Source organism: Sinorhizobium sp. KGO-5 (genome assembly GCF_036245905.1).
In the GTDB taxonomy this organism is placed as follows: Bacteria; Pseudomonadota; Alphaproteobacteria; order Rhizobiales; family Rhizobiaceae; genus Sinorhizobium; species Sinorhizobium meliloti_A.
This window is the reverse complement of sequence record NZ_BDIZ01000003.1, coordinates 468,877-492,490: the sequence shown is the minus strand read 5'-3', so window position 1 is coordinate 492,490 and position 23,614 is coordinate 468,877. Positions and strand designations below refer to the sequence as shown.

General features: G+C 62.9%; 22 protein-coding genes. 16 read left to right on the top strand and 6 right to left on the bottom strand.

What is annotated here, in order from left to right; genetic code table 11:
* The first annotated feature begins 69 nt into the window (after nucleotides 1–69).
* From BHD07_RS16310 to BHD07_RS16295, 4 genes are read left to right on the top strand one after another with little or no spacing between them, the layout of a single operon-like run.
* Nucleotides 70–1,194: an ABC transporter substrate-binding protein gene (locus BHD07_RS16310; RefSeq protein WP_338281643.1), complete on the top strand. Its 1,125-nt coding sequence runs from the start codon at nucleotides 70–72 to the stop codon at nucleotides 1,192–1,194.
* A gap of 53 nt (nucleotides 1,195–1,247) precedes the next feature.
* Complete coding sequence (locus tag BHD07_RS16305; protein ID WP_338281642.1) at nucleotides 1,248–2,384, top strand: ABC transporter substrate-binding protein; 1,137 nt, start codon at nucleotides 1,248–1,250, stop codon at nucleotides 2,382–2,384.
* A complete protein-coding gene (locus tag BHD07_RS16300) occupies nucleotides 2,381–3,451 on the top strand; it encodes a FecCD family ABC transporter permease (RefSeq protein WP_033047834.1) in 1,071 nt (356 codons plus the stop codon). Before BHD07_RS16305 ends, BHD07_RS16300 begins: the two co-directional genes overlap by 4 nt.
* The gene (locus BHD07_RS16295; protein WP_338281638.1) at nucleotides 3,445–4,206 is read left to right on the top strand and encodes an ABC transporter ATP-binding protein; all 762 of its coding nucleotides are present in this window, start codon (nucleotides 3,445–3,447) and stop codon (nucleotides 4,204–4,206) included. Before BHD07_RS16300 ends, BHD07_RS16295 begins: the two co-directional genes overlap by 7 nt.
* 9 nt (nucleotides 4,207–4,215) lie before the next feature.
* Here BHD07_RS16295 and rfbC read toward each other — a convergent pair whose 3' ends face one another.
* On the bottom strand, nucleotides 4,216–4,755 hold the full coding sequence (gene rfbC / locus BHD07_RS16290) for a dTDP-4-dehydrorhamnose 3,5-epimerase (RefSeq protein ID WP_338281636.1): 540 nt from the start codon (nucleotides 4,753–4,755) through the stop codon (nucleotides 4,216–4,218).
* Between the two features lie 201 nt (nucleotides 4,756–4,956).
* Here rfbC and BHD07_RS16285 point away from each other — a divergent pair, with 201 nt between their 5' ends.
* From BHD07_RS16285 to BHD07_RS16275, 3 genes are read left to right on the top strand one after another with little or no spacing between them, the layout of a single operon-like run.
* Nucleotides 4,957–5,445 carry an acyltransferase gene (locus BHD07_RS16285; RefSeq protein ID WP_338281635.1) on the top strand — a complete coding sequence of 163 codons (489 nt, stop codon included), beginning with the start codon at nucleotides 4,957–4,959 and terminating at the stop codon, nucleotides 5,443–5,445.
* A complete protein-coding gene (locus BHD07_RS16280) occupies nucleotides 5,445–6,287 on the top strand; it encodes an NAD-dependent epimerase/dehydratase family protein (RefSeq protein WP_338281633.1) in 843 nt (280 codons plus the stop codon). Before BHD07_RS16285 ends, BHD07_RS16280 begins: the two co-directional genes overlap by 1 nt.
* Nucleotide 6,288: 1 nt before the next feature.
* Complete coding sequence (locus BHD07_RS16275) at nucleotides 6,289–7,065, top strand: cephalosporin hydroxylase family protein (protein WP_338281631.1); 777 nt, start codon at nucleotides 6,289–6,291, stop codon at nucleotides 7,063–7,065.
* Between the two features lie 518 nt (nucleotides 7,066–7,583).
* On the opposite strand, the gene BHD07_RS16270 is transcribed toward BHD07_RS16275, so the two are convergent.
* Genes BHD07_RS16270 through rfbF form a run of 3 tightly spaced genes read right to left on the bottom strand, consistent with a single transcriptional unit; the run spans nucleotide 7,584 to nucleotide 10,657 of the window.
* A complete protein-coding gene (locus BHD07_RS16270; RefSeq protein WP_338281630.1) occupies nucleotides 7,584–8,816 on the bottom strand; it encodes a class I SAM-dependent methyltransferase in 1,233 nt (410 codons plus the stop codon).
* 6 nt (nucleotides 8,817–8,822) lie between these two features.
* Nucleotides 8,823–9,893 (bottom strand): CDP-glucose 4,6-dehydratase, encoded by a 1,071-nt coding sequence (rfbG, locus tag BHD07_RS16265; protein WP_275599299.1) that lies wholly within the window; start codon nucleotides 9,891–9,893, stop codon nucleotides 8,823–8,825.
* Nucleotides 9,890–10,657: a glucose-1-phosphate cytidylyltransferase gene (gene rfbF / locus BHD07_RS16260; protein WP_100671623.1), complete on the bottom strand. Its 768-nt coding sequence runs from the start codon at nucleotides 10,655–10,657 to the stop codon at nucleotides 9,890–9,892. The genes rfbG and rfbF overlap by 4 nt, the downstream gene beginning before the upstream one ends.
* Nucleotides 10,658–10,899: 242 nt before the next feature.
* On the opposite strand from rfbF, the gene BHD07_RS16255 reads away from it, so the two are divergent.
* The 5 genes from BHD07_RS16255 to BHD07_RS16235 all read left to right on the top strand — a co-directional run bounded on the left by BHD07_RS16255 (nucleotide 10,900) and on the right by BHD07_RS16235 (nucleotide 15,498).
* Entirely contained in the window at nucleotides 10,900–12,339 is a 1,440-nt protein-coding gene (locus BHD07_RS16255) for an FAD-binding oxidoreductase (RefSeq protein ID WP_338281628.1), read from the top strand.
* 41 nt (nucleotides 12,340–12,380) lie between these two features.
* On the top strand, nucleotides 12,381–13,802 hold the full coding sequence (locus BHD07_RS16250) for a pyridoxal phosphate-dependent decarboxylase family protein (RefSeq protein WP_338281626.1): 1,422 nt from the start codon (nucleotides 12,381–12,383) through the stop codon (nucleotides 13,800–13,802).
* Between the two features lie 172 nt (nucleotides 13,803–13,974).
* The gene (locus BHD07_RS16245; protein WP_275599296.1) at nucleotides 13,975–14,442 is read left to right on the top strand and encodes an EF-hand domain-containing protein; all 468 of its coding nucleotides are present in this window, start codon (nucleotides 13,975–13,977) and stop codon (nucleotides 14,440–14,442) included.
* Between the two features lie 80 nt (nucleotides 14,443–14,522).
* Nucleotides 14,523–14,888 carry a DUF488 domain-containing protein gene (locus BHD07_RS16240; protein ID WP_338281624.1) on the top strand — a complete coding sequence of 122 codons (366 nt, stop codon included), beginning with the start codon at nucleotides 14,523–14,525 and terminating at the stop codon, nucleotides 14,886–14,888.
* Between the two features lie 334 nt (nucleotides 14,889–15,222).
* Entirely contained in the window at nucleotides 15,223–15,498 is a 276-nt protein-coding gene (locus BHD07_RS16235; protein WP_018098276.1) for a hypothetical protein, read from the top strand.
* A 332-nt stretch (nucleotides 15,499–15,830) separates the two neighbouring features.
* Here the strand turns inward: BHD07_RS16235 and BHD07_RS16230 are convergent, their stop codons facing one another.
* The gene (locus BHD07_RS16230) at nucleotides 15,831–16,631 is read right to left on the bottom strand and encodes a class I SAM-dependent methyltransferase (protein ID WP_338281622.1); all 801 of its coding nucleotides are present in this window, start codon (nucleotides 16,629–16,631) and stop codon (nucleotides 15,831–15,833) included.
* A 129-nt stretch (nucleotides 16,632–16,760) separates the two neighbouring features.
* Nucleotides 16,761–18,662, bottom strand: coding sequence for a potassium transporter Kup (locus tag BHD07_RS16225; RefSeq protein WP_338281621.1), 1,902 nt, complete (start codon nucleotides 18,660–18,662; stop codon nucleotides 16,761–16,763).
* Nucleotides 18,663–18,918: 256 nt separating this feature from the next.
* Here BHD07_RS16225 and BHD07_RS16220 point away from each other — a divergent pair, with 256 nt between their 5' ends.
* The 4 genes from BHD07_RS16220 (at nucleotide 18,919) to BHD07_RS16205 (ending at nucleotide 23,575) form a co-directional block, all read left to right on the top strand.
* Entirely contained in the window at nucleotides 18,919–19,575 is a 657-nt protein-coding gene (locus tag BHD07_RS16220; RefSeq protein WP_338282302.1) for a hydrolase, read from the top strand.
* A 138-nt stretch (nucleotides 19,576–19,713) separates the two neighbouring features.
* Nucleotides 19,714–19,962 (top strand): XapX domain-containing protein, encoded by a 249-nt coding sequence (locus BHD07_RS16215; protein WP_324763538.1) that lies wholly within the window; start codon nucleotides 19,714–19,716, stop codon nucleotides 19,960–19,962.
* Nucleotides 19,959–21,896, top strand: coding sequence for an amidohydrolase (locus BHD07_RS16210; RefSeq protein ID WP_338281619.1), 1,938 nt, complete (start codon nucleotides 19,959–19,961; stop codon nucleotides 21,894–21,896). Before BHD07_RS16215 ends, BHD07_RS16210 begins: the two co-directional genes overlap by 4 nt.
* Before the next feature lie 89 nt (nucleotides 21,897–21,985).
* Nucleotides 21,986–23,575 carry an MFS transporter gene (locus BHD07_RS16205; protein WP_338281617.1) on the top strand — a complete coding sequence of 530 codons (1,590 nt, stop codon included), beginning with the start codon at nucleotides 21,986–21,988 and terminating at the stop codon, nucleotides 23,573–23,575.
* The last annotated feature ends 39 nt before the right edge of the window (nucleotides 23,576–23,614 follow it).

Genomic DNA, 23,614 nt, shown 5'->3' with positions numbered 1-23,614 from the left:
AAAGATATATGTTGACTGGTAAAGTCAGGAAATATTAGAAGGCACCGAATTTCGAAGGAGCAGGGAACGATGAAGGTTTTCAACATGGTGGCCGCTGCCGCCGCGGGTTTCTGCACGCTTGTTTCGAGCGCCGCGTTCGCCGACGCCATCAAGGTAACCGATGTCACCGGTCGCGAGGTCGAAGTCAATGTGCCGGTCGAGCATGTGATCCTCGGAGAGGGGCGCCAGATCTACTTTGTCGGCGCTCTCGACAAGGACGAGCCGTTCAAGCGGGTCGTCGGCTGGCGCGACGACCTCACCAAGGCGGACCCCGAGACATACGCCGCCTTTCTCGAGAAGTATCCCGAGATTGCCAAGCTGCCGACCTTCGGCGGCATGAAGGACGGCACCTTCGACGTTGAGCAGGCGGTGGCGCTGAAGCCGGACGTCATGCTGATGAATATCGATGCCAAGACGGCGACGGAGGAAGCGGGCTACATCGAGAAGCTCCAAAAAGTCGGCATTCCGCTCGTCTATGTCGATTTCCGCGAAAAGCCGATGGAGAACACCGAACCGAGCATGCGCCTTATCGGCAAGCTGTTCGGCGAGGAGGCAAAGGCCGAGGAATTCATCAAATTCCGTGCCGACAGCATCGCCAAGGTGACCGATACCCTCGCAAAGGCCGATCCGAAGAAGCCGCTCGTGTTCATGGAGCGCGCCGGGGGCTATTCGGATGACTGCTGCATGTCGTTCGGCAACGAGAACTTCGGCAAGATGGTCGAGCTCGCAGGCGGCGTGAACATGGCGAAGGACATCATTCCCGGCACCTTCGGCACCGTCAATCCGGAGCAGGTCATCGCGTCCAACCCCGACCAGATCATCATCACGGGCGGCAACTGGGAGGGTTACGTTCCTGGCGGTGCCTGGGTCGGTGTCGGCTACGGCGCTGACGAGAAGGAGGCGCAGCGCAAGCTCGAAGCCCTCACCACGCGTCCTGCCTTCACCGGTGTGAAGGCGGTCAAGGACGGCAATGTCCATGCCATCTGGCATCAGTTCTACAACAACCCCTACCAGTTCGTGGCCATACAGCAGATAGCGAAGTGGCTGCATCCGGATCTGTTCAAGGATCTCGATCCGGAGGCGACGTTCAAGGAACTGCACGAGCGCTTCCTGCCATTGCCCTACAAGAGCGGCTACTTCGTCTCCCTGAAGTAAGGCTCCAAGTTCGGAAGACGTCAGCCTTCCGATTTCCCGTTCGCGAGGTTCCGATGCCGATACTGAGGAAGGCTCTTCTTGCGCTTGCCGCCGTCGCAATTGCCGCGGCGCCGGTGACCGCGGCGGAAATCACCGACGTTACCGGACGAAAGATCGAACTCGATCTCCCGGCAAAACGGATATTGCTGGGAGAGGCGCGCCAGATTCACATCGCGGCGGCACTGAAGCGCGAATCCGTCTTCGATACGATCGTCGGCTGGCGCGACGACCTGATCAAGAAGGATCCGGACTCGTATGCGGGTTACCTCGAGCGCTTTCCGGAGATCGAAAAGCTGCCGCGTTTCGGTTACATCCCGAGCGGTGATTTCAGCCTGGAGGCGGCAATCGCGCTGAAGCCCGATGTGCTGACGCTCAATCTCGAAGCCGAAGAAGCAGTCGAAGAGTCGGGCTTCATCGAAAAGGCGGCAGCCGCGGGCATAGCCGTGGTCTATCTCGACTTCCGGGTGGACCCGTCGAAGAACAGTGAGAAATCCATCCGGATTCTTGGCCAGCTCTTCGGCGCGGAGACACGGGCGGACGAGTTCATCGAGTACCGGCGCGCCCAGATCGCTGTCGTGAGCGAGCGGCTGGCCAAAGCCGGAGCGGTCGACCGCCCCACGGTCTTCATCGAGCGCTCGCCCGGAATAACGGGCGAGACGGCATGCTGTCGGACCTTCGGCCCGGCGAATTTCGGCGAGATGGTCGAAAAGGCCGGCGGTCACAATATCGGATCCGACGTATTCACGACCACGTTCGGCGATCTCAATCCCGAGCAGCTCGTCGTCGCGAATCCCGAGCATGTGATCGTCACCGGCAGCAACTGGTCGGCCGAGTCGGACCTGAACCAGTTCGTGAGCGTCGGACGCGGCGCCGATCCAGCGGCGGCACGGGAGCGGCTGAAGGGCCTGATGCAGCGGCCGGCTTTTGCGAACCTCGAAGCGGTGAGGGTTGGCAGGGTCTATGCCGCCTGGCACCAGTTCTATGGCGCGCCCTATGAGTTCGTGCCGATCCAGCAATTCGCCAAATGGTTCCATCCGGACCTTTTTGCGGATATCGATCCGGACCGGACCTTCCGCGAATTCCACGAGAAATTCCTTCCGGTTGCCTATCGGCCGGGCTATTTCGTGTCGCTCACCGACGGAGAGAAATGATGGCCGCTATCGCCGAGGAGACCGCAGGCATCGAAGGGCGTGGTCGGTACCGCGCTCTCGTCTTTCGCCGGCTCTTCATGCTGTCGGGACTCGTCGCCGCCCTGTTCATCTCCGTCGCCGTCGACATGGCGCTCGGGCCGGCCAATTATTCCCTTTCGGACGTTCTGACGGCCCTGTTTCATGCCGAAACGGTAACCGATCAGCTTCGCGTCGTGATCTGGGACATACGCATGCCCATCGCGCTGATGGCCGTGACGGTCGGCGCCTCGCTCTCTCTCGCCGGCGCGCAGATGCAGACGATCCTGGCCAATCCGCTGGCAAGTCCGTTCACGCTGGGCATCTCGGCCGCGGCCGGCTTTGGCGCGGCGCTCGGCCTCGTCGCGGGCGTTGCCGTCTTCCCGGTCGCCGTTCAGTACATGGTGCCGCTCAATGCCTTCCTGATGGCTATGATAGCGGCGCTCTTCATCCATTTCGCCTCCACCATGCGCGGGGTCACCGTCGAAACGATCGTCCTTCTGGGCATCGCACTCGTCTTCACCTTCAACGCGGCGCTGTCGCTGCTCGAATATCTTGCTTCAGAACAGGCGCTTGCGGCGGTCGTGTTCTGGACGATGGGCAGTCTCACCAAAGCGACATGGCCGAAGGTCTGGGTCACGGCCGCCGTACTGCTCGTCGCGGTGCCGGTCTTCGCACGCCGCGCCTGGGCGCTGACGGCGCTCCGGCTCGGCGACGACAAGGCGGCGAGCTTCGGCATCAATGTCCGCCGCCTCAGGCTCGAAACGATGCTGACGGTCAGCCTGCTCGCGGCCATCCCGGTGTCCTTCGTCGGAACGATCGGTTTCGTCGGTCTCGTCGGACCGCATATCGCCCGCATGCTCGTCGGCGAAGACCAGCGGTTCTTCCTGCCGGCCTCCGTCCTTTGCGGCGCGCTGCTGCTCTCCGTAACGTCGGTGGTCAGCAAGATGATCATTCCCGGAGCGGTGCTGCCGATCGGCATCATCACCGCGCTCGTCGGCGTACCCTTCTTCTTCGTGCTGATTTTCACCAACAGGAAGCGCGCATGGTAAGCCTCGCCCTCAAGGATGTCGGCGCCACCTATGGCCGGCGTGTGGTCCTTTCCGACATCAACACAGGCACATTGAGGGGCGGGCAACTCACCGCCGTCATCGGTCCGAACGCGGCCGGGAAGTCGACGCTGTTCAAGCGGATCGCCGGCCTTGCCGCCGGTCCGGGCCTCGTCCATCTTTCCGATACGGCCAATGGCGCGGAAGCAATCTGCTACATGCCGCAGGATACCGGCGCCAATGCCGTCCTGACGGTCTACGAGTCGGTGCTGCTTTCCGCCAAACAGGGTTCGGGCTGGAAGGTCAAGGACGGCGAACTGGCGGAAATCGACCGCGTGCTTGCGGCGCTCAAGATCGAGGATCTCGCCTTTCGCGGCCTTGGTGAACTTTCCGGAGGACAGCGCCAGCTCGTCTCCATCGCGCAGGCGCTGGTGCGCAAGCCCGAGGTCCTGCTGATGGACGAACCGACCTCGGCGCTCGATCTCTTCCGCCAGATCGAGGTGCTCGGCTTCATGAAGCAGCTCGCCGCTCAATCCGGCATGGCGGTGCTGATCGCCCTGCACGACCTGAACCACGCGCTGCGCTATTGCGAGGATACGATCGTGATCAGCGGGGGATCGGTCGTGGCCAGCGGCCCGACCCATGCCGTCGTCACCGCCGACATGCTGAAAACGGTCTATCGCGTCGAGGCGCGCGTCGAAGCCTGTTCTCGCGGGCGGCCGGTCATCATCGTCGACGACTCCCTCGCCTTCGGGTGAAGTGCCGCCTCAAGCGGAGATGAAGGCAAAGGCACGGTCGCGCTCCGACATCTGCGCCACTTCGAGCGGCCAGGAAATGGCGAGGTGCGGGTCGAGCGGATTGAGCCCGCCTTCCGCTTCGGGCGCATAGGGCTTGTCATGCAGGTAGACGAGTTCGCAATTCTCGCTCAGCGTCTGAAAGCCATGGGCAAACCCGCCGGGGATCATCATCGAGCGGGCATTCTCCGCGCTCAGGATTTCACCGTGCCATTGCAGATAAGTGGGCGAATCCGGCCTGATGTCGACGGCGACATCGAATACGGTGCCGGCCAGGCACGAGACGAACTTCGCCTCGTCATGGGGCTGCCGCTGGAAGTGCATGCCACGGATCGTGCCCTTCGCTCGCGTCAGGGTGTGGTTGATCTGCGCGATCGTTCCGTCAGCGCCGAAATCGCGCAATTCGTCCCGGCAGAAGAAGCGTGAGAAAAAGCCGCGTTCGTCGCCGGTTTGCTTGCGCTCGAAGACCGTGAGGCCGGCGAGAGACGTGGAGAGACGATTGAAGCGCGACATGAATTCCTCGATACAGCGTTCCCGACCGTTGCTTCTTGCACGATCCGGCGTTGACGCGGCAAGCGCTAACTGGAAAAGAGGAAACCGAGACAGCCCTCTATCGCGCCGAGCGTCTCATCAGATGCGCAAAGGCTGGAGCGGGATGCGGGCGGAAAACCGCACACACTTTCCTCATCCCGCTCTCGAAATATCGGAGTCATCATGATCGAGGTGCATCCCTCGGCTAAGATCAGCCCCCTCTGCGATATCGAGGGTTCCGTGCGGGGCACACGGATCGTCGTCGGAGAAGCATCGGTCATCGACAGCTTCGTCAAGATCAAACCGGCGGGCGGCACCGGCGACCTCACGATCGGCCGCTTCTGTTATGTCAACAGCGGCTGCGTCTTCTATACCGGCAACGGCATAAGCATCGCCGACAATGTCTTGATCGCGGCCAATTGTACCTTCGCTCCGGTCAATCACGCCTATGGCGACCGGGATCGCCTGATCCGGGAACAGGGCTTCCTGCCGAGCCGCGGCGGCATCGTCGTCGAGGAGGATGTCTGGATAGGGGCGAATTCGGTGATCCTCGACGGCGCCCTGTTGCGCAAAGGCTGTGTCATCGCCGCCGGATCCATCGTGCGCGGCGAGGTCGAAGCCTACACCGTCTGCGGCGGCAATCCGCTGAGGCGCCTGGGGGTGCGATCGTGATGTTCACGGTTTTCGGCGGTTCCGGTTTCATTGGGCGCAATCTCGTCCGCCGATTGCGCGAACGGGGTGCCGAGGTGCGTGTTTCCTCCCGCGCCGACATGCCGGCCTCCGGCGAGGACCTCGGCCATGTCATCTATGCCATCGGCCTTACGGCCGATTTCCGCACTCGGCCATTCGACACGATCGAAGCGCATGTCTCGCTCGCAGCGAAGCTCCTGCGTGAGAATGCGTTTTCGTCATTTCTCTATCTCTCGTCCACTCGAGTCTATGCCGGCAGCGAGGATACGCGCGAGGAAGCTCGGCTGTCGGTCTCGCCTCTCGATCCTTCGGATCTCTACAATCTCTCCAAGTTGACGGGGGAAGCGATCTGCCTCGCCTCCGGCCGCGAGAAGGTGCGGATCGCGCGCTTGTCGAACGTCGTCGGGCCTGACGAGGCGAAGTCGGACACGTTCCTCGGCGCGCTGTGCCGCGAGGCGGGCAGCGGCCATATCCAGCTCCAAACCGCGCTCGATTCGAGCAAGGACTATATCTGGATCGATGATGCCGTGGGCCTCCTCTTGCGGATCGCGCAGGAGGGCCGCAATTCCGTCTACAACGTCGCAAGCGGCCGTCAGACGAGCCACGCCGAGTGGTGCGCAGCCATCCAATCCCGGACGAAATGCTCCGTAGCTGTGGACGACGGTGCGCCGACAGGTTCATTCGCATCGATCTCCGTCGACAGGTCGAAGGACGAGTTCGCTTTTGCTGCAGCACCTGTGCTAGAGCGCATCGCAGAAATCCTGGGCGAGGGAGAGCCGGATACCGGTTGCCACCCGCGGCCCTTCAGAAGAAGCAGGATCTGACATGGACCCTATCGAACAATTCCGCACCGAGCGGGCGGCCGCGATCGACGGCTACGGCCGTGACGGCGATTTCCAGGCGCTGTCGAACCAGTGGCGCGAAGCTTCTATGGCGAAGCGTTACGTCTATAATTTCGATTGGCTGGGGCGCCCGATCATTCAGTATCCGCAGGATATCCTGGCCATGCAGGAACTGATCTGGGCGACGCGGCCCGATCTGGTGATCGAGACCGGGATCGCGCATGGAGGCTCGGTGATCATGAGCGCCTCGCTGCTCGCCATGCTCGACATGTGCCATGCGATCGAGGCGGGCGTTTCATTCGACCCCGGCCGGTCCAAGCGCAAGGTCATCGGCATCGACATCGACATTCGCGCCCACAACCGCGCGGCGATCGAGAGCCATCCGATGGCGAGCCGCATCCAGATGTTCGAGGGATCGTCCATCGATCCGGACATCGTCGCGCAGGTGCGTCAGGCGTCGGTCGGCTACAGCCGCGTCATGGTATGCCTCGATTCCATGCATACCCATGCGCATGTGCTCGCCGAACTCGAAGCCTATGCGCCGATGGTGACGGCCGGCTGCTATTGCGTGGTCTTCGACACTCTGGTCGAAGACATGCCCGCGGGATTCTTCGACGACCGCCCCTGGGACGTGGGCGACAATCCGAAGACCGCAGTGCATGAGTATCTGAAATCGCATCCTGAGTTCGAGATCGACCGGTCGGTTCAGAACAAGTTGATGGTGACCGTTGCGCCGGATGGCTTCCTGAAGAGGCTTTGACAGGTCCGCTTCTGATCTAGGATCGACCTAAGTCATCGTGATCGATTCAAGAGGTTAGAGCGGGATGCGGGCGGAAAACCGCACTCACTTTCCTAAGTCCGTTGAGATCGAATACCCGCGGCGGTTTGTTTGATTTCCTCATTCCTGTGCTCGTCACAGGAATCCAGCCAGACCAAGTCCTTGGGCTGAAAGAACGCTTCCCGCGCGCAGACGCGGCGCTGCTCTCATCCCTGTGACGAGCACAGGGATGAGGGGAGGAGAGGTTGCAGTCCTCCGATACGTTTCCTACAGCGCCGCGCGTCTTATGAGACGCGCAAAGGTCGCTGTAGCACTTTGAGCTGCTGCATGTGTCCATTGATCGGCTACGATCAATGGACACATGCAGTGGCGCACGATCGGTACTCAATGAATTCAAGCGCATCGCCATGCGCGCCGACAAAACCGACCAGAGCATCAACGCCACTATCCATCTCGCGGCAGCCGTCATAAACTCAAAATGAATCTCGACAGGCCTTAGACTAGATCACCCGCACTTCCGGAATGGCGACGACGAAGCGGCCGCCCCAGGAGCGGATATAGGCGTGGGCGGCGACGATCTCGTCGGTCAGGTTCCAGGGCAGGATGACGATATAGTCGGGTTTTTCGGCCTCGATCCTGGCGGGATCGTAGATCGGAATGTGGCTGCCGGGCGAGAGCTTGCCCTGCTTCAGATCGTTGCGGTCGACGATGAAGTCGATATCCGACGCGGTGACCCCGCAGACGTTCAGGAAGGTGTTGCCCTTTGCTGCAGCGCCGTAGGCCGCTACGCGCTTGTTTTCGCTTCTGGCCTGCGCGAGAAACGCGCGGAATCCATCGCAGACCGCGGCGATGCGCCTCCCCAAGGCGGCGTAGGTGGGCATCTGCGTGAGTCCGGCGCTTTCCTCCTCGGCCCGCACTTCGGCGAGCTTCGCGGTCGCCGGTCTGTTTCCGGACACCGCCTGGGCGTAGACGCGCAGCGAGCCTCCATGGGTCGGCAGTTCCTCGACATCGAAGACCTTCAGCCCGCAAGCGGCGAAGATACGTTCGACGGCCGCGAGCGAGAGGTAGGAATAGTGCTCGTGATAGATCGTGTCGAATTGGATGCCTTCGATCAACCGCAGGAGGTGCGGAAACTCGAAGGTAGCGACGCCGTCCGGCTTCAGGAGGATCGCAAAGCCGCTGACGAAATCCGCGATATCCGGCACATGGGCGAGAACATTGTTGGCGGCGGTGAGATCGGCGCGGATGCCGCGGGCGACGAGCGCGTTGGCCGTGTCGCGGCCGAAGAAGGCGACAAGGGTCGGCACATTGCGGCCTTCGGCGATCCTCGCAGCATTGGCCGCCGGCTCGACGCCGAGCACGGGAATTTGCTTGGCCGCGAAATATTGCAGCAGGTAGCCGTCGTTCGACGCGACTTCCACCACCTGCGAGCTGCCGTCGAGAGCGAAGCGTTCGGTCATCGCCTCTGAATAACGGCGCGCATGGTCGAGCCAGCTCGTCGAGAATGACGAGAGATAGTGGTAGTCGGCGTTGAAGATTTCGTCGGCCGGGACCGTCTCGGTCGTCTGGACGAGCAGGCATTCGGAACAGACCATCACCTTCAGCGGAAAAGCCTTCTCCCGGGCGATCGCCTCCTCGGTAGGCTCGAGAAACGAGTTGGACCAGGGTGTCGCCCCGAGGTCGGCCACGACGGTTTCGAGCGGGGTCGAGCAGAAGCGGCAGGAGTGGGACATCGTGGATCAAAGGCCTTTCGTGAATGCTTCTATCTGGTCGAGCGTGAGTTGACGCGCAGCTTCGCCGCGGCGCCAGCCGTCGTACCAGCGCGCGGTCCACTCGATCGCCTGCTTCTGGGCGAGGCGCGGGCGCCATGCGAGGCTCTCGCCGGCGAGGGCCGGATCGAGGCCGAGCGTCTGCATCTCGCGCGGTTGCTCGAGCGCCGAGACGTCGTCCCATTCGGGGTCGAGCCCCATCGCGGCCTGCACGGCGTTCGCCACGTCGCGCACGGGGATCGCCGGCTCGGATGGCGAGGGGCCGAAATTCAGCGCATCGACATCGCTTTCGCCCTTGTAGAGTGCCTCGGCAAAGAGAAAATAGCCGTTGAGACAATCAAGCACGTGCTGCCAGGGACGCGTCGCGAGCGGGCTGCGAATATTGAGCCGCGAGCCGGAAAGGGCGGCGCGCACGACGTCCGGCACGAGCCGGTCGTCGGAAAAGTCGCCGCCGCCGATCACATTGCCGCCTCGTGCCGTGGCGACACGAATGCGGCGCTCCTTAAGGTAGGCGCTGCGCCAGGTTGCGACGGCAAGCTCGCAGGCTGCCTTGGAGCCCGAATAGGGGTCATGCCCGCCAAGCGTATCGCTCTCCCGGAAATGCCGCCCGCTCTCGTCGTTGCGATAGACCTTGTCGGTCGTCACGACGAGGACGGCCTTCACGGAAGGCGCCGCACGGACCGCTTCGAGCAGCCGGACCGTGCCCATGACATTGACGTCGAAAGTCTCAGCAGGCTCCGCATAGCTTTCGCGGACCAGCGGCTGCGCCGCCATGTGCAGGACGATCTCCGGCTCGCTCTTGCGTGCGATCGTCGCGAGCGCTTCACCGTCGCGAATGTCGCCGAATTGACCGCCCGGTGCTCCGTTCGGATGCAACAGGTCGTGGAGCGACGGCCGAGAGGCGGGCGGAAGTGCATAGCCGGTCACATGCGCGCCCATCTCCTGGAGCCACACACCCGCCCAGCTTCCCTTGAAGCCCGTATGGCCGGTCAGCAGGACGCGCTTTCCCGCCCAGAATCCCGGATCAGGGAGACGGCTCATGCCCAGACTTTCCAGGGCGCGCGGTTCTGCTGCCAGAGCTCTTCGAGCTGGGTCTTGTCGCGCAGCGTGTCCATCGGGCGCCAGAAACCTTCATGCGGGAAAGCCATCAGCTGCCCGTCGCGCGCCAGGCCCTCGAGCGGCGCGCTTTCGAAGGGGACGTGATCTCCCGCGATGCGGTCGAGCACGGAGCGATTGAGAACGAAAAAGCCGCCATTGATACGGCCGTTGTCGCCAGCCGGTTTCTCGGTAAAGCTCATGACCTGCCCGGCTTCGGTGGCGAGCGCACCATAGCGCCCCGGCGGCACGACGCTCGTCACCGTCGCTTCGCGGCCGTGACGCAAATGGAATTCGGTGAGCGCGCGGATATCGACATCGGCGACGCCGTCGCCATAGGTCAGGCAGAAGGTCTCGCCGAGATAGCCGGCGACACGCTTCAAGCGGCCGCCGGTCATTGAGTCCGGTCCCGTATCGACCAGCGTCACCCGCCAGGGTTCGGCACTCTTCGTGTGATAGGCTGTCTCGCCCGTCGTCATGTCGAAGGTGACGTCGGAGGAATGCAGGATATAGTTGGAGAAGTACTCCTTGATCATGTAGCCGCGATAGCCGAGGCAGATCACGAAATCCGAAAAGCCGTAATGGCTGTAGATCTTCATGATGTGCCAGAGGATCGGGCGCCCGCCGATCTCGATCATAGGCTTCGGCCTGAGGTGGCTCTCCTCCGAAATGCGGGTGCCGTATCCGCCGGCGAGAATGACCACCTTCATGCCCACGACTTCCCTCTCCATACTGCCTTCGACCGCCATTTCGCGGATTGCCGCGCCGGCGGTTCATTGGAGCATTTTAGCCACGATTGCAAGAATCGCGCTGGCGGGAAGCCGTGTTGGCGCCCTGCAAGCTAACCCCAAAGGACTAGGTGCGGCGACCGCGGGTCTGCTTGCCGGGTGTAGGGCAAAGGCGCAGAATGCCCGCCGCTGGGGGCAATGGTTCACCGCGGGAGGAGCGAATCATGAACGACATGAGCCTCATCAATCTGCAAAACGGAATAACAATGATCAGCGCCGCGGCAATCGAGGCCTTTGCTGCGCGCCTTCGCGGGCGCGTCCTGATTGCGACCGACGCCGCTTATGACGGGGCGCGCACGATCTGGAACGGCATGATCGACCGAAGGCCCGGGCTGATCGTGCAATGCGCCGGAGCGGCCGACGTCGTCAATGCGGTGCGCTTCGCGGCGGAGAACCGGTTGCTCGTCGCGGTGCGCGGCGGCGGTCACAACATCGCCGGCAACGCGGTCTGCGACGGCGGCATGGTGATCGACCTCACGCCGATGAAATCGGTGCGGGTCGATGCGACAACGAAGACGGCCTGGGTCGAGCCGGGGGCGACGCTTGCCGATCTCGACGTGGAGACGCAGGCCTTCCGTCTTGCATTGCCGACCGGCATCAACTCGACGACCGGCATTGCCGGCCTGACGCTCGGCGGCGGGTTCGGCTGGATCACGCGCAAATTCGGATTGACGATCGACAACCTGCTATCGGCCGATGTGGTTACGGCCAACGGCGAACTGGTGCGCGCGAGCCCCACCGAGCACCGCGACCTATTCTGGGCCATCAGGGGCGGCGGCGGCAATTTCGGGGTCGTGACGGCCTTCGAATTCCGCCTGCACGAACTCGGCCCCGACGTGCTCTCCGGGCTCGTCGTCCATCCCTTTGCCGAAGCCGAAAGCGTGCTGCAGCAATACAGGCAGGCGCTCGAAAATGCGCCGGACGAACTCACCTGCTGGGTGGTGATGCGCCAGGCGCCACCGCTGCCCTTCATACCGGCCGAATGGCACGGCAAGGAGGTCGTCGTGCTCGCCATGTGCTATTGCGGCGATCTCGAAGCGGGCGAGAAGGCGGTGGCGGAGCTGCGGGCGATCGGCAATCCGATCGCCGACGTGGTATCGCCGCATCCCTTCGTCGGCTGGCAGCAGGCTTTCGACCCCTTACTCGCTCCGGGTGCCCGCAACTACTGGAAGAGCCACGACTTCATGGAGCTTTCCGATCAGGCGATCGGCATTCTCACCGAATCGATCCGGCAGTTGCCGGGCCCGGAATGCGAGGTATTCATCGCCCATGTCGGCGGCGCCGCCGGCCGCGTTGCGGCAGAGGAAACCGCTTTCCCGCAGCGCAACTCGCACTTCGTCATGAACGTGCACGGCCGATGGCGCGACGCGGCGATGGACCAGGCCTGCATCGACTGGGCGCGGCATCTCTTCGAGGCAGCAAAGCCCTATGCCGCCGGCACGGCCTACGTCAATTTCATGCCTGAAGACGAGATGGACCGGGTCGAGGCGGCCTACGGCGCGAACTATGGCCGGCTCGTCGAGGTCAAGCGGCATTACGACCCGCTCAATCTCTTCCGGATGAACCAGAACGTCCGGCCGATAGAGGAACGCGGGGCGGCCTGAAGCGGGTGGCCTCGTTCGTAGGTAACGTCTGGAGGCAGTTCATGAAGGAGCAAACGACCGGCGAAATTCTTCAACGCGCGGCGGAGCACGCCGCGCGTTTCCGCGAGAAAATTACGGAGCTGCCGCAGCGGCCGGAGCAATCGTATCCGGCCGCATTGAAGATGTTTCGGGAAGCTCTGCCGGAACGGGGAAGCGCCGGTACCGTAGTGATCGACGAGCTTGCCGCGAAAGCGGAGCCGGGGCTTCACGCGATGACGGGGCCACGCTTCTTCGGCTGGGTCATCGGTGGTTCCCATCCGGTCGGGGTTGCTGCCGACTGGATGACGAGCGCCTGGGGACAGAATGCCGGCAACCATCACGCGGCGCCGGCCGCAGCCGCCGCCGAGGCAATCGCGGCCAACTGGCTGCTCGATCTTCTCGATCTCCCGCGGGAGAGTTCCGTCGGCTTTGCGACCGGGGCGACGCTTGCCAATTTCATCTGCGTCGCCGCAGCGCGCGGAGAGGTGCTGCGGCAGGCCGGATGGGATGTCGAGGCGCAGGGCCTCTTCGGCGCGCCGCCGGTCGCGGTACTGATCGGCGACGACGCGCATGCGACGGTCTTTTCGGCGCTGCAGTTCCTGGGCTTCGGGCACGACCGCGTGCTGCGCGTCCAGACCGACGACATGGGTCGCATCACCGGCTCGGCTTTCGCCGAGGCCGCGGCGCAGGTCTCCGGTCCCTGCATTGCGATACTGCAGGCAGGACAGATCAATACCGGTGCCTTCGACGACTTCGCCGGCATCATGCCGATTGCCCGCGGCCTGGGCGCCTGGGTTCATGTCGACGGCGCCTTCGGCCTCTGGGCGCGCGCCACTCCCGGAAAGCGCGGGCTCACCGACGGGATCGAAGAAGCACATTCCTGGGCGACCGATGGCCACAAATGGCTGCAGACGCCCTATGACTGCGGATATGCCATCATCCGCGATCAGGAAGCCCATCGCCGGGCGATGACGATCGCCGCGAGCTACCTGCCGCCGACCACCGAGGGCGAGCGGGACCCGAGCCATTTCGTGCCCGAACTGTCGCGCCGAGCCCGCGGTTTTGCCACCTGGGCGATGATCAAGCATCTGGGACGCGAAGGCATCGCCGCCATGGTCGACCGGCATTGCCGCGTCGCCCGCGCCATCGCCGAGCGGCTGAGCGGCGAAGACGGCATAAACGTCCTGAACGAGGTGGTCCTCAATCAGGTCCTGGTACGTTTCGAAGCGGCGATGCCGGGCGATGAAGGCGACCGGATGACCCAGGCGACGATCGCCAGGCTGCAGGCCGACGGCATCCTGTTCGCCGGCGGCGCGGTCTGGCGCGGCCGCAAGGTGATGCGGCTCTCGGTCATCTCCTGGCTGACGGACGACCGAGCCGGCGAGAGGACCGCCGGGGCGATCATCGCTGCCTGGCGCGCCGTTCGTGATGGCACTGAGGTGTAAGGCGTTTTTGCCCGGCACCGAAAGAAGGGCGGCCGGTATCGGAACCTCTCCACGCCCTTGCGGTTAGCAGGCGATGGGGCGGCTGTTTTATGACCGCGGCGAAGCCGCCGCGCCGTCTGAGGACAATGCAGCCGCTACCGCACACCGACGTGCAACTCGAGGAGGAGCTCACATGTCACTGATGAAATTTCCGACCGTGACGGCCCTTGCCGCCATCATGGCCATCAGCGCCGCAACGGCCACTGCCGCCCAGGCACCCGCTCCAATTCCGCCCGCAGGAGAAATGCCGGCCCAGGACCAGGGCATTGAACCCGACATGCAACCCGGCGATCAGGGGGGCGGCGGAAGCGTCACCCAAGGCGATCAACCAGACATGATGCGCGAGGACATGATACGTGGCGACGGGAAGCGCGGCGACCGGATGCGGCACCGCGACCGGATGCGGGGCATGATGATGCACCGGCAGACGATGCACCGTCAGATGATGAAAATCATGTTCGCCATCACCGATGCGGACAATGACGGCGCCCTTTCCTTCGAGGAGATCAGCACCATCCACAAGCGGGTTTTCGACAAGGTCGATATCAACCGCGACGGCAAGGTCACGCCGGAAGAGATACAGGGCTTCTTCCACGATTAGCAAGGCTCCGCTACGCTGGATGAAGCAGTTTTCCTCCCCGGGACGGTTGCGGCCGCCCCGGCACGCATCGTGGGGACCCTATGGCATCACTCCAGTTGAAGCGTGTCTACCAGGCGCCGGGCGCGTCCGACGGTACGCGCATCCTCGTCGACCGGCTCTGGCCGCGCGGCGTCGCCAAGGAAAAGGCCGGCATCGACTTCTGGCTCAAGGACATCGCGCCGAGCGACGCGCTGCGCAAGCGGTTTCATGGGAAGCCGCAGGATTGGGATGCGTTCTGCGTCGCCTATGCGGAGGAGCTCGAGAGCGGGGCCGCGCAGGCGGCGGTAGCGGAGTTGCGCGAACGATGGAAAGAGGGGCCGCTGACGCTGCTTTATGCCGCGCGTGACGAGGCGCACAACAATGCGGTTGCGCTGAAGGCGTGGCTGGAGCGGGGAGGGGCCTCTTAGTCCCTATGATTGCAGGTCGGATCGGCCTAAAATCGTGATCGATTCTGGTAAGCAGGGCGGCATACGGGCGGAAAACCGCACACGGTTCGCCTCGTCCCGCTCCGAAGACGTGGACAATGACCGCCCTTGTTCACGCGACATTACGTCCGCGGTTGCCGGTATCAACCCGGGCATGCGGTAGCCGCATAGTAGCCATTCCTTGCATTCGCCGTGCCTGATACCGATTTATGCAATGAAAGCTTCGACCCGTACTCCAACAATAAACGTGGCATACGTCCGCCCGGCCGACCGGCCGCGCCTGCGGAGGCCGCCTTAACGACCAAAGGAGCCAGCAATGCGGGATTCTGCCAAGACCCTGAATGAGATGACGCCTCGCGAGCGCGCAAACCTGATGACCCTTGTCGCGGACGCACTTGAAGCCACCGCGGACGAGGCACAGGAAATCGGCGATGATCGGTTTGCAGCAAACTCGATCAGTCTCGCCAGAATTATCAGCGGTTGCGCCGAAGACGTCGCGACAATGGATTTGCCGGCCGCGGAACTTCTTTTGCAGCACGGTATCTCACTGATCGCACTGTTCCGGCGTCAAGCGCCGCCAGTTCTGCATTAAGGCCTGTTGAGCAGCTCAAAGTGCTACAGCGACCTTTGCGCGTCTCACAAGACGCGCGGCGCTGTGGGTAACGTATCGGAGGACTGCAATCTCCCCTCACCCTAATCTCTGTGCTCGTCACAGGGATCGAGCAGCGCCGCGTCTGCGGCGCGGGAAGCTTTCTTTCAGCCCAAGGACTTGGTCTGGCTGGATTCCTGTGACAAGCACAGGAATGAGGAACTCAAACAAGCCGCCGCGGGTGGCCCGAATCTCAACAGGCCTTAGTTCATGTGCCTATGCTGGCCAGGCGGACCGGCTGAGAATGTCGGTGCACGCGATCGCGAGCGGCTCGATCACGGAACTGTGCCCCGGCAGGCCCAGGCGACGTTCGCAAATGAGCGCGGACCGTCGGGCCGGCCGGCTTCGTAGGCGTCGCGCACGGCGGCACGGGTGCGTGCCCGCTCTTCCGCATCGAGCGTTGCCACATATTTTCCGAGCGGCCCTTCGCCCGCGCCGATCGGCGCCCAGTAATCGTCGAAGTTCCGGTAATCCATGCGGATCATCAGCTCGGTTTCCATGACGTTTGCGAGACCCTGCTCGACAAATGTCCGCTTCATTTCTCCCGGCTGCATCATCGGCTGGGAGCAGTAGCGGGCGCGAAGTGCGCGCCCGCCTTCGCCGAGCGCCGCCACCGTGTCGACCATCATGCGCATGCCGGGCATTCCGCCGAAATGGTCCCACACCGCCGCCGCGACGACGCCGCCGGGACGCACCACGCGGCGCATCTCGGCCACGGCCTTGCCCGCTTCGGGTACGAAGTGGAGCACGAGAAGGGCGAAGGCGCGGTCGAAGGTCCGGTCTTCGAACGGCAGGGCGCAGGCATCCGCTTCTCTTATCTTTATGCGCGGATCGGTGTTGCGCCGGATCGCCTCCTCCACGAAGACGGGCGAATAGTCGATCGCGGCGATCTCTTCGAGCCTGGCGGCGTCGGCGAGCGCGAAGGTGAGACTGCCGGTTCCGCAGCCGACATCCAGAACCTTCTCTCCATCGGCGACGCCGGCAAAATCTATGAATTTCGGCGCAAGCTTCCGGCTCCAGCGGCCCATGAGCTGCTCATAACCGGCTGCATCATGCACGTTGAAGCTTGATGTCATCAGGGCCTCCCTCGCCGCGGGGACCCAATCTAGACCTGTGAGAAGGGGTTGCCAAGGCGGCACACATCACGCGCGCGTCGACAGACCTGCGCAGTGCAGCCGTCATAAACTTCAGATTCTCTCGAGGCCTTAAATGATGACTTGCTCTCCCAACTCGACCACGCGATTTGCGGGCAGATGGAAGTACTCGGTTGGATCAATCGCCGAGTCGGCCATGGCGATGAAGAGCCTGTCCTGCCACTGCGGCAATCCTGATTGAGAATCCGCTATAAGTTTACGCCGGCCGAGATAAATGGACGTCGACATTATGTCGAACTTGAATCCTTCCTTTCGACAGCGCGCCAGGGCTTTTGAGACATTCTGATCGTCCATGAAGCCGAATCTCAGCTCCAATAGGCTGAACCGGTCAGACAGCTTTGTAATTGTGTAGCGCTCTTTCTCCGGTACGTAGGGGACTTTGGCAGTCCTGATGGTCAGGATGACGTTATGCCTGTGCAGCACGTGATTGTGCTTGATGTTGTGCAGCAAAACAGCCGGTGTCGTCTCCGGTGTGGCTGTCAGGAAGATCGCAGTTCCGGGCACGTCGACAGGAGCATGCTCGGACTTTCGTTCAACCATGGTTATGAACTGGTTGAGCGGAATGTCCTGACGAGCAGTCTTCTCGCGCAGCAGGCCGATACCCTTTCGCCAGGTCCACATCATCGTGATCAAGGCGCCGGCAATGAGGATAGGCACGTATCCGCCGTGATGAACCTTGAACAGGTTGGCGCCAAGAAAGATCAGTTCAAGGCTGAACAAGGGAAGCAGAACCGCTGTAGCTGTCGAGGCGGACCAGCCCCATTGGCGCCGCACGAACTCGAAGGCAAGAATCGTGTCAATCACCATCGCGCCGGTAATGGATACGCCGTAGGCCGGAGCAAGAGCCTCGGAACTGCCGAACACCAGCATGAGGGCGAGCACGCCGATGAGGAGGGTGGTGTTGACCAGAGGTAGATATATCTGACCGGTCTGGGTTTCCGAGGTATAGCAGATCTCGAACCGCGGGAGGAAGCCGAGGTGGATTGCTTGCCGTATGAGAGAAAAGGCTCCGGTGATCACGGACTGGCTGGCGATGATCGTTGCGGCAGTTGCAAGAACCACCATCGGCAACAAAGCCCAGTTCGGGAACATCAGGAAAAACGGGTTCGAGATGGCATCCGGATGGGACAACACCAGCGCGCCTTGTCCGAGATAGTTCAACGCAAGGGCGGGGAACACGACCGTAAACCAGGCCGACTGGATGGGCCGCCGCCCGAAGTGGCCCAGATCGGCATAAAGCGCCTCAGCGCCTGTTACGGTAAGGAAGATGGCGCCGAGCACGATAAAGCCCACGAGACCGGCATCCCATAAGAAACCGACCGCGTTGAGGGGGTTGAAGGCTGAAAGGATCGCCAGATCGTCGCCTATATGCGCAATCCCTGCGGCCGCCATGACGAGAAACCAAATCAGGGTGATTGGACCGAAAAATATCGAGACAGCCCCGGTTCCGCGTGACTGGACGGCAAAAAGCAGCAGGATTATCACAATGGCGATCGGCAGCACGTAGTCGTCGAGTGCCGGCGTCACGAGCTTCAAGCCTTCGACGGCCGAGAGCACCGACAGCGCAGGCGTGATCATCGCGTCGCCGATGAATAAAGCGGCACCGAGAACGCCGGCAAAAAACATCATGACCGGATACCCGCTTCCCTTCTTCAGCAACAGGGCAAGCAAGGACAGAGTGCCGCCCTCACCATCGTTATCGGCACGAAGCAGGAAGAGCACGTATTTGATGGTGACGATGGCTGTAAGCGTCCAGATCACCAACGACACGAGACCGATAACCTCTTCTCGCCCGACGCCACCCGCCCCAAAAGGGCGCAGCGCCTCGCGGAAGGCGTAAAGAGGACTGGTCCCGATATCGCCGTAGACGACGCCGATTGCTCCAATGGTCAGCGCCAGAAACTGCGGCAGATTGTTCGCTCGAGCCGGTGCGTGGTCGAGGGAGTCGGCCATATGGTCTCCCTTGCTGGGTCGACGTGCTGATACATCTGAAGAAGCTCAAAGCCGCCGAGAGTCCAGCAATCGAACTAACTGAGACGCTTTCCGATTTGTTCCTGCTGATGCTGCTTTTCAATTTTCTAGAACGAATGCAGAGAAATTATACAACTACATGCGCGCTCCGTCCCTTTGTAAAGCATGGATCACGGTCCCGCCCCTGAAGAATTCGGGTCGGCCGAAACGAGTTAACAGCAGGAGATCTACGATGAGCATCACCGCCACCACGACGCCCGGCAAGACGTTGCTGTCCCCGACCGATCATGCGCTCGTCCTTATCGACTTCCAGTCGCAGATGGCGTTTGCGACCAAGTCCATCGCGCCGGAACTGCTCCGCAACAATGCGGCGCTCATATCCCGCGCGGCAGCCGGCTTCGAGGTGCCCACCATCCTCACGACCGTCGCCGAAAAGAGCTTCTCGGGACCGATGTTTGCGGAAGTCACGGACGCCTTTCCCGGCCAGCGGCTTCTTGACCGTACCTCGATGAACACCTGGGAGGATGCGGCCGTCATCGAGGAGGTGAACCGTATCGGCAAGGATCGGATCGTGTTCGCCGGCCTGTGGACGTCTGTTTGCATCGTCGGTCCGACGCTATCGGCGCTCGACCAAGGCTTTGAAGTCTATGTGATCACCGATGCCTGCGGCGATGTTTCGGCCGAAGCCCACGAGCGTGCGGTGGAGCGCATGGTCCAGGCCGGTGCCCGCCCGGTGACCTCGGTGCAATACCTTCTCGAATTGCAGCGCGACTGGGCCCGGGCCGACACCTACGAGCTCACGACCGGCATCGCGAAGAAGTGGGGCGGCGCCTATGGCATCGGGATCACCTATGCCACGGCCATGTTCGGTGCCTCCGAGGGCGGTCACGGCTAGAGCGGAACGAGGAAAGGCGATCCTCGGCGCCGCAATCCGGCGGCAGGCCGACCGTGGTCCTCGGAAAGCGCGCGCCGCCTTCCGGGGGCGGGCGGAGCCATCCCGGAATCGATCCAAACGCAGGGAAGGAGAGACCGCATGAAGATCTACCTGCTCTCGCTCGGCGCCGGCCTGCTGGTGGGCGTAGTCTATAGTCTGCTCGGCGTCCGCTCGCCGGCGCCGCCCGTCGTCGCCCTCGTCGGTTTGTTCGGCATGCTGCTCGGCGAGCAGATGCTACCGATCGCCAAGCGTGCCTTCGCCGGACAGGACGTGACTTCCTTCGTCAAGACCGGGTGCGCCGAGCACGTGCTCGGGCCGATGCCTCACAATCGGGAGAAGGACTCATGAGCTTCACCCGTCGCCAGACCATCGCCGGCGTCGCCGCGGCGGCGCTGTCCTCGCCATTCCGAGCCTATGCCAAGGAGACTCCCATGCCCAATAATGACCTGGTCCTCGTCAACGCCAAGGTGACCACGCTCGATCGTCAAAACCCGTCCGCAATGGCCATAGCGATCCGCAACGGGCGTTTCCTGGCGGTCGGTTCCGAAGCCGCGGCGCGGGCTGCGGCACCCGATGCAATCATCATCGACGTGAAAGGGCGCCGCGTCATTCCGGGGTTGATCGACAGCCACACGCACGTCATCCGTGGTGGGTTGAACTACAATATGGAGCTGCGCTGGGATGGCGTGCCCAGCCTCGCTGAGGCGATGGCGATGCTCAAGGAGCAGGTCGACCGGACGCCTGCACCGCAATGGGTGCGTGTCGTGGGAGGTTTTACCGAACACCAATTCGCGGAGAAGCGTCTGCCGACCATCGGCGAATTGAACGCAGCCGCGCCGGATACGCCGGTTTTCATCCTCCACCTCTACGACCGGGCGCTGTTGAATGCGGCAGCGCTGCGCGTTGTCGGCTACACGAAGGATACGCCCAATCCACCCGGCGGCGAGATCCTGCGCGATACGGCCGGCAATCCGACCGGCCTTCTGCTCGCTCAGCCGAACGCGACGATCCTCTATTCGACGCTCGCCAAAGGGCCGAAACTGCCGCCCGAATACCAGCTCAACTCGACCCGCCACTTCATGCGCGAGATCAATGCGCTTGGCGTCACCAGCGTAATCGACGCCGGCGGGGGCTTCCAGAACTACCCCGATGACTATGAGATCGTTGAAAGGCTGCACCGCGACGGCCAGCTTACTGTCCGCATCAGCTACAATCTCTTCACGCAGAAGCCCAAGCAGGAACTCGCCGATTTCTCCTCCTGGGTGAAGCAGGTCTCACCGGGTAAGGGAGATGACAGTTACCGGCATAACGGTGCCGGCGAGATGCTGGTTTACTCAGCGGCCGACTTCGAGGATTTCCGCGTCGAGCGGCCGGAGATGCCACCGAATATGGAGGCTGACCTCGAGCCGGTCATTCGCCTGCTGGCGGAGAACCGCTGGCCGTGGAGGCTCCATGCCACCTATGACGAGACGATCGGCCGCGCGCTCGATGTCTTCGAGAAGGTGAATCGGGACATCCCGTTCACCGGCATCAACTGGTTCTTCGATCACGCCGAGACGATCAGCGATCGCAATATCGACCGCATCGCCGCGCTTGGCGGTGGCATCGCCGTGCAGCATCGCATGGCCTATCAGGGCGAGTATTTCGTCGAGCGCTATGGCGCGAAGGCGGCCGAACGCACGCCGCCGATCCGGAGAATGATGCAGGCAGGGGTTCCCGTCGGCGCCGGAACCGACGCGACGCGGGTTGCGAGCTACAATCCCTGGGCGTCGCTCTCCTGGCTGGTGACGTCAAAGACCGTCGGCGGTCTGCGTCTTTATCCGCAAGCCAATCGCCTCGACCGCGAGACCGCGCTTCGGCTCTGGACCGAGGGCAACACCTGGTTCTCCGGCGAGCAAGGCAAGAAAGGTCAGATAAAGGTAGGGCAACTTGCCGATCTGGCTGTGCTCTCCGACGACTATTTCGCTGTGCCGGATGACGACATCGTGCATCTCCGGTCAGTGCTCACTCTTCTCGGCGGTAAGGTTGTGCATGGGGACGGCGAATACACCCCGCTTGCGCCGGAGCTTCCTAAACCGATGCCCGACTGGTCGCCGGTCAGCACCTTCGGCGGCTACCATAAGACGCCGGAGGCGCGCGCCAAGTTGTCGCTGCGCTGCGGATGCGCGAACGGCTGCGCCGTGCATGGCCACGACCACGCCGCCGCGCTCGGCGCCAGTGTTCCCACGGCCGATTCCAGAACGTTCTGGGGTGCATTGGGCTGCGGCTGTTGGGCAGTGTGACGGTGACAGGTCAATACGCTCCTCGAGCATCTCGGTTGATCGGGGAACTCATATCGATTGCCATTTCCAGCCATCGGACGGAGCTGACATTGACTGCACACCAATCTGCCGCGGCAAGTAAGGCCGGCCCGCTGAGCTTTCCGGTTTTCCGGGCGCTGTGGATCGCAACCATCGTTTCCAACATCGGCACCTGGATGCACGATGTCGGCGCCGGCTGGCTGATGACCTCGCTGTCGCCGAGTCCTCTGCTGGTTGCGCTCGTGCAGGCAGCGACCACCTTGCCGATGTTCCTGCTCGCGCTGCCGGCGGGCGCGCTGGCCGATACTGTCGACCGACGTCGCATGCTGCTGGCGAGCCAGACGCTCGGTCTGGTTGCCGCGGCAGTCCTGGCCGGGCTGACCTGGCAGGACCTGACGACGCCCTATATGTTGCTGGCCGCCACATTGGTGCTAGGGATATCCGCCGCCCTTACCGCGCCTGTCTTCCAAGCGATTGTACCGGAACTGGTCGATCAGCCCACGCTGCCGGATGCCGTCGCACTCAACAGCCTTGGGATCAATATCGCCCGCGCGATCGGCCCGGCGCTCGGTGGTGTGATCGTTGCCGTGGCCGGAACCGCCGCTGTCTTTGCGCTCAATGCCCTATCGGTCATTGCGGTGCTCGTCGTGCTCGTCAGATGGAAGCGTCCGGCCGACTCGCGCTCCCTGCCGCCGGAGCACTTCGTCGGCGCGCTGAAGGCCGGATATCGCTATGCCCGGCATGCGCCGGCACTTCGTCTGGTGCTCGTCCGCGCCGTCGGCTTCTTCGTCTTCAGCAGCGCGCTGTGGGCCATGCTGCCGCTGGTCGCGCGGCGCGGTCTGGGGCTCGACGCAGCCGGATATGGCGCCCTGCTCGGCTGCATGGGTGCCGGAGCGGTTGTCGGGGCGTTGCTGCTCAAGAAGCTGCGCCGGCATGTTCCTGCCAACACGCTCTCCATCGGCGCGACGCTGCTCTTCGCTCTGGCCACCCTGTTGCTGGCCATCACGTCGAACGCCTGGGCGGCGGGCGCCGTCATGGCGATTGCCGGCCTTGCATGGATCGCCATGCTGACTTCGCTCAACGTCGCCGCGCAGATGGCCTCGCCCGGCTGGGTGAAGGCGCGCGCGCTTGCGGTCTATCTTCTCGTCTTCCAGGGAGCCATGACGGGCGGCAGTGTCCTGTGGGGCTCGGTCGCCGCACGGACCGATGTCACGACGGCGCTCACCATCGCGGCCATCGGCCAGGCGGCGGCACTTGTTCTCGCGGCGATCTGGCGTCTTCCCAGGGATGCGGGCGCCGACTTGGCGCCCTCGCACCACTGGGCTGAACCCGTGGTCTCGGTTCAGCCCGCCGGCGATCGCGGACCAGTTCTGGTCGAGATCGAGTATCGGATTGCACCCGACAGGACGGCCGAATTCGTCGCGGCCCTGCGTCGCTTCCGATCGGTACGGCAACGCGACGGAGCGATCCGCTGGGATGTGTGGGAAGACGTTGCCGAGCCCGGGCGGGTTGCCGAGAGCTTCGTGGTCGAAAGCTGGCTGGAGCATCAGCGCCAGCACGCCCGCGTCACCCATGCCGACCAGATCGACCAGCAGACGCTCAACGCCTTTCATATCGGTGATCACCCGCCGATCGTGCGTCATCTGCTGAGACCGTTGTAATCTTCACCCGAGTCCACTCCGGACGGGAACACTTCTTCC